General features: G+C 43.1%; 15 protein-coding genes. 10 read left to right on the top strand and 5 right to left on the bottom strand.

The features are described 5' to 3' along the window. Nucleotides 1–30: 30 nt before the first annotated feature. From AC04MN_RS12700 to AC04MN_RS12690, 3 genes are read right to left on the bottom strand one after another with little or no spacing between them, the layout of a single operon-like run. Complete coding sequence (locus AC04MN_RS12700) at nucleotides 31–597, bottom strand: YdcF family protein (protein ID WP_475383574.1); 567 nt, start codon at nucleotides 595–597, stop codon at nucleotides 31–33. A 15-nt stretch (nucleotides 598–612) separates the two neighbouring features. After that, on the bottom strand, nucleotides 613–993 hold the full coding sequence (locus AC04MN_RS12695) for a RidA family protein (RefSeq protein ID WP_475383573.1): 381 nt from the start codon (nucleotides 991–993) through the stop codon (nucleotides 613–615). A gap of 17 nt (nucleotides 994–1,010) precedes the next feature. After that, entirely contained in the window at nucleotides 1,011–1,496 is a 486-nt protein-coding gene (locus tag AC04MN_RS12690; protein ID WP_475383572.1) for an organic solvent tolerance protein, read from the bottom strand. Between the two features lie 114 nt (nucleotides 1,497–1,610). On the opposite strand from AC04MN_RS12690, the gene AC04MN_RS12685 reads away from it, so the two are divergent. The 5 genes from AC04MN_RS12685 to AC04MN_RS12665 all read left to right on the top strand — a co-directional run bounded on the left by AC04MN_RS12685 (nucleotide 1,611) and on the right by AC04MN_RS12665 (nucleotide 5,099). Next, complete coding sequence (locus tag AC04MN_RS12685; RefSeq protein ID WP_475383571.1) at nucleotides 1,611–2,189, top strand: chalcone isomerase family protein; 579 nt, start codon at nucleotides 1,611–1,613, stop codon at nucleotides 2,187–2,189. A 2-nt stretch (nucleotides 2,190–2,191) separates the two neighbouring features. After that, nucleotides 2,192–2,674 (top strand): hypothetical protein, encoded by a 483-nt coding sequence (locus AC04MN_RS12680; RefSeq protein WP_475383570.1) that lies wholly within the window; start codon nucleotides 2,192–2,194, stop codon nucleotides 2,672–2,674. A gap of 117 nt (nucleotides 2,675–2,791) precedes the next feature. Further along, nucleotides 2,792–3,697, top strand: coding sequence for a S1 family peptidase (locus AC04MN_RS12675; RefSeq protein ID WP_475383569.1), 906 nt, complete (start codon nucleotides 2,792–2,794; stop codon nucleotides 3,695–3,697). A gap of 4 nt (nucleotides 3,698–3,701) precedes the next feature. Continuing rightward, a complete protein-coding gene (locus AC04MN_RS12670; protein WP_475383568.1) occupies nucleotides 3,702–4,232 on the top strand; it encodes an inorganic diphosphatase in 531 nt (176 codons plus the stop codon). Nucleotides 4,233–4,235: 3 nt separating this feature from the next. Next, on the top strand, nucleotides 4,236–5,099 hold the full coding sequence (locus AC04MN_RS12665) for a DMT family transporter (RefSeq protein ID WP_475383567.1): 864 nt from the start codon (nucleotides 4,236–4,238) through the stop codon (nucleotides 5,097–5,099). Here the strand turns inward: AC04MN_RS12665 and AC04MN_RS12660 are convergent. Further along, on the bottom strand, nucleotides 5,056–5,616 hold the full coding sequence (locus AC04MN_RS12660; RefSeq protein ID WP_475383566.1) for a TMEM165/GDT1 family protein: 561 nt from the start codon (nucleotides 5,614–5,616) through the stop codon (nucleotides 5,056–5,058). The genes AC04MN_RS12665 and AC04MN_RS12660 overlap by 44 nt on opposite strands. 376 nt (nucleotides 5,617–5,992) lie before the next feature. Between AC04MN_RS12660 and AC04MN_RS12655 the strand changes: the two genes are divergently transcribed. Continuing rightward, on the top strand, nucleotides 5,993–6,985 hold the full coding sequence (locus AC04MN_RS12655; RefSeq protein WP_475383565.1) for a beta-sandwich domain-containing protein: 993 nt from the start codon (nucleotides 5,993–5,995) through the stop codon (nucleotides 6,983–6,985). 45 nt (nucleotides 6,986–7,030) lie between these two features. Here the strand turns inward: AC04MN_RS12655 and AC04MN_RS12650 are convergent, their stop codons facing one another. Then, the gene (locus AC04MN_RS12650) at nucleotides 7,031–7,531 is read right to left on the bottom strand and encodes a TetR/AcrR family transcriptional regulator (RefSeq protein WP_475383564.1); all 501 of its coding nucleotides are present in this window, start codon (nucleotides 7,529–7,531) and stop codon (nucleotides 7,031–7,033) included. A gap of 172 nt (nucleotides 7,532–7,703) precedes the next feature. On the opposite strand from AC04MN_RS12650, the gene AC04MN_RS12645 reads away from it, so the two are divergent. From AC04MN_RS12645 to radD, 4 genes are read left to right on the top strand one after another with little or no spacing between them, the layout of a single operon-like run. After that, complete coding sequence (locus AC04MN_RS12645) at nucleotides 7,704–9,209, top strand: GH3 family acyl-acid amido synthetase (RefSeq protein WP_475383563.1); 1,506 nt, start codon at nucleotides 7,704–7,706, stop codon at nucleotides 9,207–9,209. 16 nt (nucleotides 9,210–9,225) lie between these two features. Beyond that, nucleotides 9,226–9,795, top strand: coding sequence for a hypothetical protein (locus AC04MN_RS12640; protein ID WP_475383562.1), 570 nt, complete (start codon nucleotides 9,226–9,228; stop codon nucleotides 9,793–9,795). A 16-nt stretch (nucleotides 9,796–9,811) separates the two neighbouring features. Continuing rightward, a complete protein-coding gene (locus AC04MN_RS12635; RefSeq protein ID WP_475383561.1) occupies nucleotides 9,812–11,827 on the top strand; it encodes a C45 family autoproteolytic acyltransferase/hydolase in 2,016 nt (671 codons plus the stop codon). A 20-nt stretch (nucleotides 11,828–11,847) separates the two neighbouring features. After that, nucleotides 11,848–13,599 (top strand): DNA repair helicase RadD, encoded by a 1,752-nt coding sequence (gene radD / locus AC04MN_RS12630; protein ID WP_475383560.1) that lies wholly within the window; start codon nucleotides 11,848–11,850, stop codon nucleotides 13,597–13,599. Nucleotides 13,600–13,602: the final 3 nt, after the last annotated feature.

Raw genomic sequence — 13,602 nt, 5'->3', positions numbered from 1 at the left:
TTCGGATATAAATGAAAAGGCTGTTCAGAATTAGAAAGCCCAGAACGAGTAAAAAATAATTTTCGCAGCTTCGACTAAGTTCTCAAAGCGACTAGACTGGACTCCGCCCGAAACAACCGCACGACGGTAAATGAAAATCTGCTCTGGAAAGGCAGAACGAAAACTAAGATAAGATCGCCGCATATGCGCCCGGGAGGTGATCAGAACGATGTCTCGACACCCAAGGGCTTCCACAATTGGTAGGCTCTGCTGAGCATTTCCAAAAGTGGTTTCGCTCCGGCGCTCCAAAATAACATCTTCTTCCTTTAGGTTTCCATAAAAAGGCCACATTGGAAGAATTTCCCGCAATCGAGAGTTTGCATGAACCCCGCTGATGATGAGCTTGCGCACTCGCCCCGTTGCCAGAAGATCAAAGCCTTCACGCACTCGCCCTGCGCCTCCTGTTAAAACCACAGCGCAGTCTGCCTGAATATCTTGCTGCCAAGCACTGATCGGCTCGGCTTTCACTAATTGGTATTCTTGCCAAAACTTAAAACAAAGCCCGCCGGCAAATACCAGCAGGGCCCAAAAAAGTTTTGATCGCAAATACTTTTTCATCACGGAATTCAATCACTAAACTTTAGATGCCATCACTTCGATTTCCACATTGACACCCTTCGGAAGAGCCGCCACTGCAATTGTCGAACGTGCTGGGAAATTTTCAGAGAAGAATTTCGAATAAACTTCATTCACCTGAGCAAAATCGCCCATATTAGTTAAGAAAATAGTCGTTTTGAAAATATCTGAAAACTTCATTCCAGCTTCAGTCAAAACGGCTTCGATATTTTTCATGACCATCTCGGTTTGGGTCTTAATATCACCCGTGAAAACTTCATTCGTCTCGGGATTAATTGAAATCTGACCACTGCAATATAGTACCGGCCCCATTTGCACAGCCTGAGAATAAGGCCCTACTGGATGAGGAGCTTTTTTTGTATAAATAATTTTTTTCATAAATGCCTCTCTATTAATTAGAAGTAGAAAACCAAACCCGCTTGAACCGGGCTTTCAGCGATCGTGCGGAAGCGAGTCGACCCTGTCGAAACAACCCCTAAACCACCTTCAAAGCTAAACCCTAAAGACTCGAGCCCCGGCAAGAAAAATTCGGAACCAAAAACTGCACTCAATTCAAAACCCGAGTCTTTATCCCCTGCATTTTCGTGATTGATCAGCCCAACATTTCCACCCATGTAGAAATTCATATTAGCTTCACGAAATACTATGCGCCTAACACCTCCGGTAAATGCAAATCGAGAATTATCTTTTTTCGTATCAATACCCAACGAGCTTGTAAGTCCAAAATCGGGATTTGGGTAATAAACTGCAGCTAACGCAGGCAAATTATCAACGGCTGTGTTTGTCTTGATGCCCACACCTAAACGATTTGTAAGTTCTTTGCCTTGAACACTAACTGCGCAAAGTGAGGCCATAACTATCAAAGCTGCAATCTTCTTCATGAACGACTCCTTGTTTAATCGAAAAAGAGATCTTCTTTTACGCCTGTCTCTTGACAGGGCTTAGCAGGACCTAGATCCTAATAGCACTTGAAAGCTTAACAACAAGGAGTCCGAATGAAAACATGGATTTTAAATCTTTTGCTCGTTTTTAGTTGCTCTGCGCAAGGCGCACTATTGGAACTCACTGCCAATGGGAAAAATGTCGAATCAGTGCCTACACACTCAGCAGCCATCGAAACACTCTCTGGTAGTAAAATCAGCATGGCTTCCAAAGGGGCAGGCCTTAGAAATAAAAAAATCGCTTTTGTTAAGATTAAAGTTTATGTCGCTGAGTACTTTCAAGCTTCAGGCGCGCAAGCCATGCGCCTTCAATTTTTACGCGATGTCGATGCCGAAAAAGTCATGAACTCTTTTAAAGAAGCCCTCGAAGCCAACTCGGTTGATTTAAAAAACCAAGATGTGCAAGCTTTCTTAAATGCCGTTCAACAAGGGGGCGAAGCTAAAGAAAAGACCTCAATGACCATCTTAAGCGTGGGATCTTCAGCCGGGGAAACTCTTTCTTACGAAAGCCCTTCCGGAAAAACCACAACCTTGAAAGTGGCCTCGGGTTTTGGCCAAAAAATCTTCTCGATTTGGTTAGGAAAGCCAGCAGACGACGGCCTTGCTGACCTCCAGAAGTCATTTCAAAAATAGCAATGCCATTCCCTAAACTTGGCCTTCTTGTTATTTGCGCAAGCACACTGAGTGCTTGCGCTTCTCTTAAAGACTCGCGCCTCAGTCTCGCCGCGGGCGCCGGCGCTATTGGAGCCTTTTACGGCTCGCAAACGGCCCCAGTGGATCAGACTCGGGAAAGCCACGCAGCTCTTTCGGGTGCCGCCCTGGCAAGCTTTGGATTTATTCTTGGCGAACTTCTGTTTTCGGATCAAAGTGTTCGTCTGGAACAGGAAAAACAAAACCTCATATTAAAACAGAGACTGTCTCATAGTCCTCCGGCCAAAAAGTTTAAAACCGTCTTTACTTATTCGGCGCCTACAGTGCTGGGAAAGAATCAAGAACTACAATTGCCTTCGGGAACACAAGTATTAGTTTTTCAAACAGATGACTGGAAGTGGATCGACGAACAACTATATCATCAAAATCTTCTGTACGAGTTTCACCTACCTGAAAAGACGAAGTAAAATTCTAGTCGCAGTGCGCTAATAAAAATTTCAATGGGGTCATTTTAAATTGCGTCACCGCTATGAAGTTTTTATAAGACCCTCTCTTAAAAAAACTACGAGGGGACTTCGAACGACATGAAACTATTAGCTGTTTTTGCATTGCTTTTCGCGACTTCTTTTTTAACTGCTTGCCACAAATCCATCCCAGCTTCAGCGCTTAGCACTGCACAGTCTGATACAATAGTGAATGGCCATGATGTTACTCAAGGCTCTAAATATCAAAAACATGTGGTTGCCATTTACGACTACCAAGATGAAGCCATCTGCACAGGCACTTTAATTCCTGGAAACATTATTGTCACAGCCGCTCACTGCATGGTGAATCCAGCTCATAAAATGAAAGTCATTTTTGGCCTTGATGCTTACGATCTAGCCCATGCTCGGGAGCAGGACGTCGTTCAATTAACTCAAAGAACAATCACAAGTTACAAAGTTCACCCCGACTACAACGAAACTCTGAACGAAGACAAAGAAACGAATTGGCATGATATTGCCATCGTTAAATTCAGCGGAAGCCTGCCACAGGGTTATGCACCTGCTAAGCTTTTGACAACAGATGCAGATATTCGTCGCGGTGTTATGATGACTCTGGTCGGTTACGGCGTCTCAAAAGTTGATGTTGAAGATGTGGAATACAGCCGCAGCAAAGAATTCCAAGAAGGCCTCGAGTACGGAGAAATCCTTTGTGATGATAATGATGAAAACTGTATCAAAATCAATCAATCAGGAGATGGATTGTTACGTTACACACAAGCGCCCGTTCTAGGAGTGCAAGAATCTGAATTTAGACTTGATGAACGCAAATCCGGAACTTGCTCTGGGGATTCGGGTGGCCCTGCATTCGTGACTGACAAAAATGGAGAATTCCTTCTTGCTGGTGTGACAAGTCGTGGTAATCTTACTTGCGATGACCAAGGCGTGTACACAAGTGTCGCGATTTTCACCCCTTGGATTGAAAAAACAATCCCGCAATTGAGGTAGTCAAATGCATCCATGGCATGATGTTCCCTGTGGTGACAATGCTCCGCTAATCGTAAACGCAATGATCGAAGTTCCGATGAACTCTAAGATCAAGTACGAAATCGATAAATCTACAGGCTTCATCATGGTGGACCGAATTCTTTATAGCTCGGTCCACTACCCTGCTAACTACGGTTTCATCCCCCAAACTTTGGGTGACGACAAGGACCCTTTAGATATTTTGGTTCTTTGCCAAGAAAGTGTTGTTCCCTTGGCTTTGATGCGCGCAAAGCCAATTGGCGTGATGATGATGACTGACCAAGGCGAAGGCGATGAAAAAATCATTGCTGTTCATGCCGATGATCCTGAGTTCAATCACTACAACCATATTCGCGATTTATCCCCACATCGGGTCCGAGAGATTCAACGCTTCTTTGAGGATTATAAAATCTTAGAAAACAAAGTGGTGCGCATCGATTCTTTTGGAGGCCCCGAAGAAGCCCATAAAATCATCTCTAGGTATCGGCAGCAATACGCCGAAAAGTTTAAAAAATAGTCCATGCTGTTAGCTAGCTTATGGATGCTACTGTCGTGCATCCTTTTTGCCTTAATGGGGCACTTTGTAAAAATCGCTTCGGATTATCATCACTCATTTGAATTGATGTTTTATCGTTCATTGGGTTCGTTAATTCTAATGACCCTTCTTTTATCTTTGCGACGAATCAGTCCAAAGACTCGGCATTTTCCGTCTCACCTAAACCGCAGCCTTTTCGGTCTGTTTGCTATGCTCTCGTACTTTTTTGCGCTCACTCATCTTCCCGTTCCGACAGCGATCACTCTGAATTACACTTCACCTTTATTTTTAGGAGTTTTTGGACTCTTCATTTTCAAAGATAAACCAAAACTATGGACGTGGCTGGCTCTAGTTGTGGGTTTCGTGGGCATCTTACTGTTAATGAAACCTCAATTCTCAAAAGACACTTGGCTTGCATCACTAATTGGACTCTCGTCAGGCGCCATGGCAGCTATGGCTTATTCTCATATAAAACAATTAGGGGCTTACAAAGAGCCCGCGCTAAGAATAGTTTTTTATTTTTCTTTGATTTCTAGTCTTGGCGCTGGCCTTTTCACCTTGATCTTTTTTGGGTTTAAACCCATCACCTCCGATTACGCCCCATACCTTATTGGCATCGGACTGACCGGAGGCTTAGCGCAGTGGTTGATCACGAAGGCCTACAGCACCGGTCACGTACTGGCGATGGGGTCCATTGGTTTTTCCACCATCGTTTTTAGTTCTTTGCTTAACAACTATTTAGCGAAGGAACCTCTAACGATGGCAGATTATATGGCGCAGGGACTTATAATTGCATCTGGGCTTATTAGTGTATGGGCTGAAGCAAAATCAAAATCCCAAACAAAATAAACAATCCACAAGCAAAACGACGCACCCATTGCATAGGAATTCTTTTAAGAAGTTTATCACCAAAGAAAATTGCCAATGCATTCGAAGCCATCATTCCTAACGTCGAACCCAAGGTGACCATAAACACACTCGCATATTGAGCACCTAAAGCCACCGTGGCAAGCTGGGTTTTATCCCCCATTTCAGCAATAAAAAACGAAACCAAGGTTGTCAAAAAAGCTCCAAAGGCTCCGCTTTCACGAACTTCTCCTTCATCATCAGGAACCAACAGCCACAAACCAAATCCAAAAAAAGTCGCAGCCAGAATCCACTGCAGATATTGAGGTGACACCCACTGACTTACCAGTCCACCGAGCGAGGCCGCCAAAGCATGATTCAAAATAGTCGCAACAAAAACACCCGCTAAAATAACCCAAGGTCTTCTAAATCGCGCCATCAGCACCAAAGATAATAACTGGGTCTTGTCACCCATCTCGGAAATAAAAACTAAAAAGAATGAGTTAAAAATTGAACTCAAAGTCGCTCCTATCAGATCCCTCATTTATTTAATTGAAGCTTCTCGAGTCACTATCGGCAGGATCAGGGCACGAAACGACACGATGAAGCAAGTTCATCTATGTCAGTCTCGTTAACAAAAGGTCTTTTTGTGGCCACACCGGAGTTTATACTCAGTATGTCGATGAGGCCCTATTCTTGGCCGATTCGGCACCAGAACAGCAAACTACTCCCTAACTAGCAAAGTTCTAACACCATTCTCATTACAATTTCAATAACTTTGTACGGAAATGGAGTCAAAGTGACCTCAAATACGATCCTTGAAGTCGGCACAGGAATTGAAATACACGCCCCTGGAAGCATTTTGCTCATATGCAACGAACTACTGGGGGAACCACATGAAAAGACTTGTAATTGGTACTTTAATTGTTACCAGCTTAACGCAATATTCAGCTCCGGCCTTCGCAGGCCGTGAAGAAGTTGGCAATATTATCGGCGGCATCATTGGTGGCGTCATTGGATCTAATGTCGGTAAAGGAAACGGCAACAAAGCCGCTATTATCATCGGAGCCATCGCTGGCGCGATGATTGGCGGCAAAGTTGGACGAGACCTCGAAGAAGGCGATCGCAGAGCCTGCGAAGAAGCTCAGCGCTATGCACTTCGTGAAGAACTTGGCCGCAGCCGCGAATGGCGTGGTCGTGATTATGGATCAGGCTCTGGAGCCTATGGCAGCTTCACATCTACTCGCGAAGGCTACAATATGAACGGCGAATACTGCCGTGAATACGTCAGCATTATTAACACCAGATCTGGACGCGAAGAAAATCGCGGTATTGCCTGCTCACGACCCGATGGCTCTTGGTATGAAAACCAATCTTCCAGCGTCGACTTTTCGGGCCGCAGACCTGGCCGCGGTGGCCATGAACCCAACCCACCACGCTACCCAGGTGAACCCGTTCGACCTGGCCCGGTCTATCCACCTCGTGAACCAAATCCGCCAACATATCCACCAGCACCGCCAAGCCGTGGATTGTACGAAGCCACAGGTGTCCTACAATCTGTGACTCGTCGAAGTGGCGGTGAATGGTTCCGCTTGTCATTCGGTCGCCCAGTTGCTCTTGACAGTATCGAAGTTCAAGCTCGCATGGCTGGATTACGAATCCACGAAGCTGTCATGTACACAGAGTACGGTCAACGCCTTAATGTGCGCGAGTTCTATGGAACACGAACAATTTACAACGGCGATCGAGTTTACTCTGAACGCTTGAATAGCAGAGATCGTATAACCACAATCGATATCCGCGTCGAATCTATGGGCGGATACGCAGATGCTCTTGTGACGTTCCTGTCATATGACCGCATCGAAATTCCAATGGTTTCTAGATTCTAAGTTCCAAAAAAAAGGCTCCTTAGGGAGCCTTTTTTTACATTCGATTTACTTAATATATTTTGCAAAGACCTTGTCTACTTGATCTACCGGTAAGCGCACGGCGATGGCCCCAAGCTCTAAAATATACAACTCTCGACACTCATCGGCCGACAACTGAGGGTAACCTGTCTGCAAATGCTTGATGGTATCTTCCTCGGCTTTTTTTAACATCTGACCAATTTCAGTATCCCGACCTTTTTGCAAATAGTATAAAACAAACAAATAAGGCATCAACTCAATCTTAGCCAAAACTTCCTTCATCCGCTGAGGAGCCGACGAAGTTGTCGCTTTCGAAGGACTTAAATCAAAAAATGTATCGATGATAAAACGATAAGCCTCATGCAAAATAGTGTCTTTCTCTTTACCAAAATAATAGTAAATCAAAGACCTCGTAATTTCGGACTCACGGGAAATATCACTAAGGGTCCATTCCATGTGGCCCTTCTCGACCTCAAGTTTAAGAATGGCACTACACACAGCAAAGTAGACCCGCTCTTTTTCTTGCATATTGCCTCCTAGTAACATTTGACAAAAACACGCAATTCTTGTCAATAAAAAGCCCCCCGTTTGACAGAACCCCGTCCTTTTCGTCAATGGCCTCGATAGGATTTGACCAGACTTTCAACTAAATTCAAACCCGTTGAAACAGTCTTAAATTAAATAACTAAACGGGGGCTCTATGAATCTTAGTCAGTATGCAATTAAAACCGGAGGACAAATCTACCTCAATTATTACTCGCGATTGATGAGCACGCATCATGATGAATTGATCAAAAAGCAAAAAAATCTTTGGAAAGAGCTTCGCAACGAACTTAAAGGGACTGAAATTTACGATACACTGAAATTAGAATTCATTGAAAGCTACGAAGACTATTGCAACCACGTCCCAGTTAATGACTTTGATTTTTATTCTCCGTTTGTAGACAAGATCTGTGATGGTCAAAAAAATATTTTATTCCAAGGTCGCCCGGAATACTTCGGCTTAAGCTCTGGCACCTCTGGGCAAAACTCGAAGAGAGTACCCTACAATAAACGAATGATGGATCTATTTATAAAATCTCAACGCCGAGTCGCAGCCCGAATTGCCCAGTTCGAATCTGAGATTTCGGTACTAGATGTTTCGCGATTGGCTTTTGGTTCTGCGCCATCTGTGTACGAAGTCGACGGCATCACCTATGGTTATATCAGCGGAATCCTTTCAACCAAAACGCCAAAGCTTTTAAAAAAGAAAACCTTTCCTTCAGATGAGGTGCTTTCTTTATCTGATTGGGATGAAAAAATAGCACGCCTAATTGATGAATCAACGAATCAAGACATTCAAATTGTGTCGGGAATTCCTACCTACATTATTTCGATCTTTGAAGCTGTCTTGAAAAAAACTGGAGTCAAAAACATCAGTCAGATCTGGCCCAATCTAAAGGTTATGGTTTATGCTGCCACTCCAATTAAACAGTATGAAGAGCGCATCAATCAGCTAGTCGGACATACCTTAAATTTTTATGGACTTTATGCCTCAACAGAAGCTCCGATTGGATTACCATTTAAAGCGGCCAACCATGGAGACCAAAAATACATTCTCAATCCTGATCTTATCTACACATTCACCGAGGAGTCCTCTGGTAAAACCGTAGGAATGCATCAGATAAGAATGCAAACTGAATATTACGTAAATATTTGTACACCAAATGGTTTCATAAACTATGCGATGAAAGATAAAATCATTTTCTCTAAGGAACGCAACCACCTCGTTTTTGAATTTGTTGGAAGAAAAAACACTGGAATGAATCTGGCAGCCGAAAAGGTCTCAGAGGACGAATTACTCACGGCCATTATTCAAACAAAAGAGACCCTGAATCAAGATATCCGGCATTATTTTGTTTCTCCAACAAAGGTAGATGGAAAGCCAGCCTATGCCTGGACTCTGTTTGTAGATGTGCAGCAGTTTCCGAATAACAATACTGTTGGTCAGATTTTAGATACACACTTACAAAATTTAAACCTAGATTATAAAGACTGCCGCGACGTTAATGTGATTGTCGATCCAGTCATTCGCTATGTTTGTGCTTCAAGATTGCAAGCCTACTTTGAAAAGAACCGATCCAAAGGCCAATTCAAGATGAAAACGTCCTTTCAATCACCAGAAGAGTTCGATAGCTTCATGCAGTTACATTTCACCCAGCACTAAATAAGGAAAGTGGTTTATGACTCTTCTTTTCTTTATTTTAATTGGATTACTTTCATCGCTACCACTAGGACCCTCGTTGTATGCTCTCTTTCAAATAAGCAACCGGGAAAAGCAGCTGCGCTGGAACTTTATCGCAATTTATGTACTGGCCGATTTAATTCATTTGGCTTTGGCATGGACGCTGAAGCCCTACTTAACCAACGCCTATATTAATAAAGGTCTCCTTCTGATGGCTGCAGTATTTTTTATTCTTAACGCAGTTAAATTATGGCAATTGAAAGGATCGTTAATTCAAAAAAACGAAGGCTCAACAGCGGGCCTTTCCTATTCAGGATTTTCATTGTTCAAAATAACACTTTTAAATCCAGGAATACTTTTATTTTACATCTCGCTTTTGGCAACTCAGAAGATAACGTTTATTTACTTCGTGGCTTTTTTGTTAAGCTTTCTAGTATCCTTATTATTTTTTTTAAAAACGACTCAATCCCTTGCTAATAAAATTAAATTTAATCCTCTTGTTCTGAATAAATCCGCAGCAGTTCTATTTATGATACTGGCCGGCCACTTTCTAGTTCAAATACAATAAACCTTTCGGAGATTTTATGTTACGCTTTATCTTAATCACTATTTGCTCTTTGATAATGACAGCGCCGATTTGGGCCTTTGCAGACCAGCAGGTTCAGATCGCACCAGAATTAGGCTCCTGCCGCCTTCAGCAAGCAATCGCAAATCAGCAGCACTTCACCTGCACGACTGCACAAACCGGCAAAGACTTTCACTTGTTGCTCTTAAATGGAACCTTCAACGAAACTGCCTATTACCATGGATTATTTTTAAGGTCTCAAATTGAAGATGGCCTTCTCAAAGGTATCAACACGGAGCTGGGCAGATCCCTTGCCGCTTTATCCAACCAGGACCGCGATCAATTTCAAATCATCTCGCAATGCGTACTTGATAGAATGTTTGATAGCTCATCAGAAAACTTCAAACAATCTCTGCGACAACTTCAGCGAGGCATGAAAGACGCTGGCAGCAGGGTATCATTAGAAGAAATCTATAAGGCAAATTTAATGGTAGAACTCTCCATCTATTTCGAAACGCTCGAACAAGAGCTGGAAATCACTCCACGGCAAACAAAGATGCAATTGATAAAAATGTGTCCCCGCCTGATTGGACATAGCATCGGTAATGTCTTTCAAAAAATGGCAAAAACCCTTCGTCGTTTAAAAATGGGCTGTACAGGTATTGCGGCCCCAGCAGCAAATACCATAGATCAATCACTGGTCTTAGGGAGAAACTTTGATACAGGACTTCTTGGATTTTTCGAAAAATATCCAACTATCGTAAAAATAAACCAGCCTTCAGGCATGACCACACTCGGCATCGCCTCTGCGGGTCTACACTACGCTGGTGGCATAAGTGGCATGAATTCTTCAGGCCTTGTGGCTTCGCTCCACCAACTTGAAACTTATGACACTCGTATCGAGCACGCAACCGGCTCAGCTGAAAGCGCACCTTTCTTGGTACAGCAAATATTGAACTCGGCCAAAAATCTTGATGAGGCCATTAGCATCGCCAAAAAGACCAAAGGTTTTGGAGCGTGGACAATATTTATTGGTGACTCTAAAACTGATGAATTGGCCTCGATTGAACTTTCAGGAAAGCAAACAGTCGTTGCAAGACGAGTTCGCTCTGAAAGCTTAGCCCAAACCAATCATTATCTAGATCCCCTGATGGCCAAAACCGGCTTTGAGTTTTCATTGAATAAGTCTTACGAATCTCGGGCTCGTTTAAGTTATGTGCAAAAAGAATTAACAAAGGATGAGGGAAGAATAGACGCTCAATGGGTTATCGACCACCTTTCAGCACATACGGACGATTTAGTAGGCCGTCGATCTTTCGGTAAAACAACTACAAAAGTGTATACCGCCTCAACCCACGTCATGATACCGCAGCGTCAAGAATGGTGGATGACTTTAGGAGAACAGTACCCCACCAATCAAGGGGCTTTTTACGGCATGAAACTTACCGAAAATGGAATTGATATCTTTGCAAAAACCTGGGCTCATCGCGAATACGATTTACCCTATTGGTACGAATCCCAGTCCCACTATGTTCAAGCTTTTAAACTGAATGAAGACAATTTTAAAAATATTGAAATAACCCAAAAGGTTCTTGCCGAGTTAGACCTAGCGATTGCTTTAGCCAGAAAAGACCATGTTGAAGAGCTTCCCTACCTCTACATTCGCGGTCGGACGCTTTTGAATCTGGGGCTTCTTTACTACCGAAAAAACCAAGTCGTGAGCGCAATGACAGCTTACCAACAAGCTGCCCAAGCTTTTGAAGAAATTCTTCAACTTAATAGCACAGGATCAATACCGATGATCTCTTATGAGATTGGACTGACTAAACTTTGGCTGGCACGAACTCAAAAGCAAATTCCGCAGCAAAAAAAGATCTGGTTGCAGACCGCAAAGGAATCCAAAACCATATTTCGCGAACTTGAGAGGTCAAACCCGAATCATTTTGGTTTCTTAAAAGTTTATTGGAGCGCCGACCAGGACCTTGATTCTAGCGAATTATTAGATATACCTATTTCGTTCCCAACCGTCGAATAGATATATTCAAAGGAGCCCTTTTGCTCGTTCTTAGAACCTACCAAAAAGAAGCCGTCGAGGCGACTTTAAAGCATTTTAGAACGAGCAAAGAGCCAGCGGTCATCGTCCTACCCACGGGTGCTGGAAAGTCCTTAGTGATCGCAGAACTTGCCCGCTTGGCTCGCGGCCGCGTTCTTGTGCTAGCCCATGTTAAAGAACTGGTAGAACAGAATTATAAAAAATTTACCGAGCTTAGTTCCGATTTTGGATTAGGGGCTGGAATTTTCTCGGCCGGACTCGACAGAAAAGACAAAGACTCGAAAGTGATTTTTGGCAGTATTCAATCCATTGCCCGTGCTTCCGACGATTTTTTTGATAATTTCTCATTGATGGTGATAGACGAATGCCACCGAGTTTCGATTGAATCTGAAACTCAGTATTTACAGGTTATTAGTAAAATAAAAGAGCGCAATCCCGCCTTGTGCATTTTAGGTCTAACTGCAACACCTTATCGTCTAGGCTTGGGTTGGATCTATCAATATCACCAAAATAAAAAAATTTTGCGCACCGAAGAACAGCGTTTTTTTAAGAAATGCATCTATGAACTGCCTCTGGCCTTTATGATCAATAACGACTACCTCACCCCGCCGGTCAAAATTGACTCGCCGGTGGCCTGTTATGATTTTTCAAGTTTGGTTACGCAGGGGATGCGCTATGTCCAAAGTCAGATCGAAAGTATTTTGAAAGATCAATCACGCATTACTCCCGTTATTATTCAAAATATTTTAGATCTATCTAAGGACCGCCAAGGAGTTATGATCTTTACCAGTACGGTCCAACACGCTGAAGAGATCATGGGCTATTTACCTAAGACCGAATCGGCTTTGGTAATCGGCGATACGGAATCTGAAGAACGGGATGGAATCATTAATGATTTTAAAGCGCGCCGTTTGAAGTATTTGGTAAATGTCTCGGTACTGACAACAGGATTTGATGCACCTCATGTGGACGTGATTGCGATCCTAAGACCTACTGAATCTGTCAGCCTTTACCAGCAGATTATTGGTCGCGGACTGCGCTTAAGTTCTGACAAAAAAGATTGCCTGATTTTAGACTACACGGGGCAAAATCACGACATTTACAGTCCGGAAATTGAAGAGGACAAACCCTACTCGAATTCAGAAATTGTCGATGTGCCCTGTCCTCAATGCGGGGCCATCAATCATTTTTGGGGACTAAAAAACAAAAACGGCGAAATAGCGGAACACTATGGACGTCGCTGCCAGGGAGCCTTCGAAGACCCCCTCGATGGCTCAATAGAAAAGTGTGATTATCTTTTTCGTTCAAAAATTTGTGATCAATGCGGAAAGGAAAATGATATATCCGCACGAAAATGCAAATCCTGTTCGCACCAATTGGTCGATATCGATAAAAAACTAAAAGAGGCCATGACACTTAAAGATGCCCATGTCATGCGCGTTGAAGAAATGTATCTTAAATCCGGTCTTGATAAGAAAAAGCAAGAACGTTTGGAAATCCAATATTACGATGCCAACGGTGAATCGCTAAAAGAATATTTTTACTTTAACCGTCCGGACTCGCACAAGGCGTTTTACTACAATTTTTTAAGAATGCATCTAAAGTGCCCGGAAAAAGCCCTTTTCATCAAAAATCCTGACGAAGTGCTAAAGCATCAAGATAAAATAAAAAAGCCACTTTTTATCGTGGCTCGCAAAAAAGAAAAATTTTGGGTGATCCGTGAAAAGGTCTTCGACACGGATCTTATGGGTTAGCCA

It is taken from the genome of Bdellovibrio sp. ZFWA1 (assembly GCF_056175665.1).
This window is presented reverse-complemented; position numbering and strand designations above follow the sequence as displayed.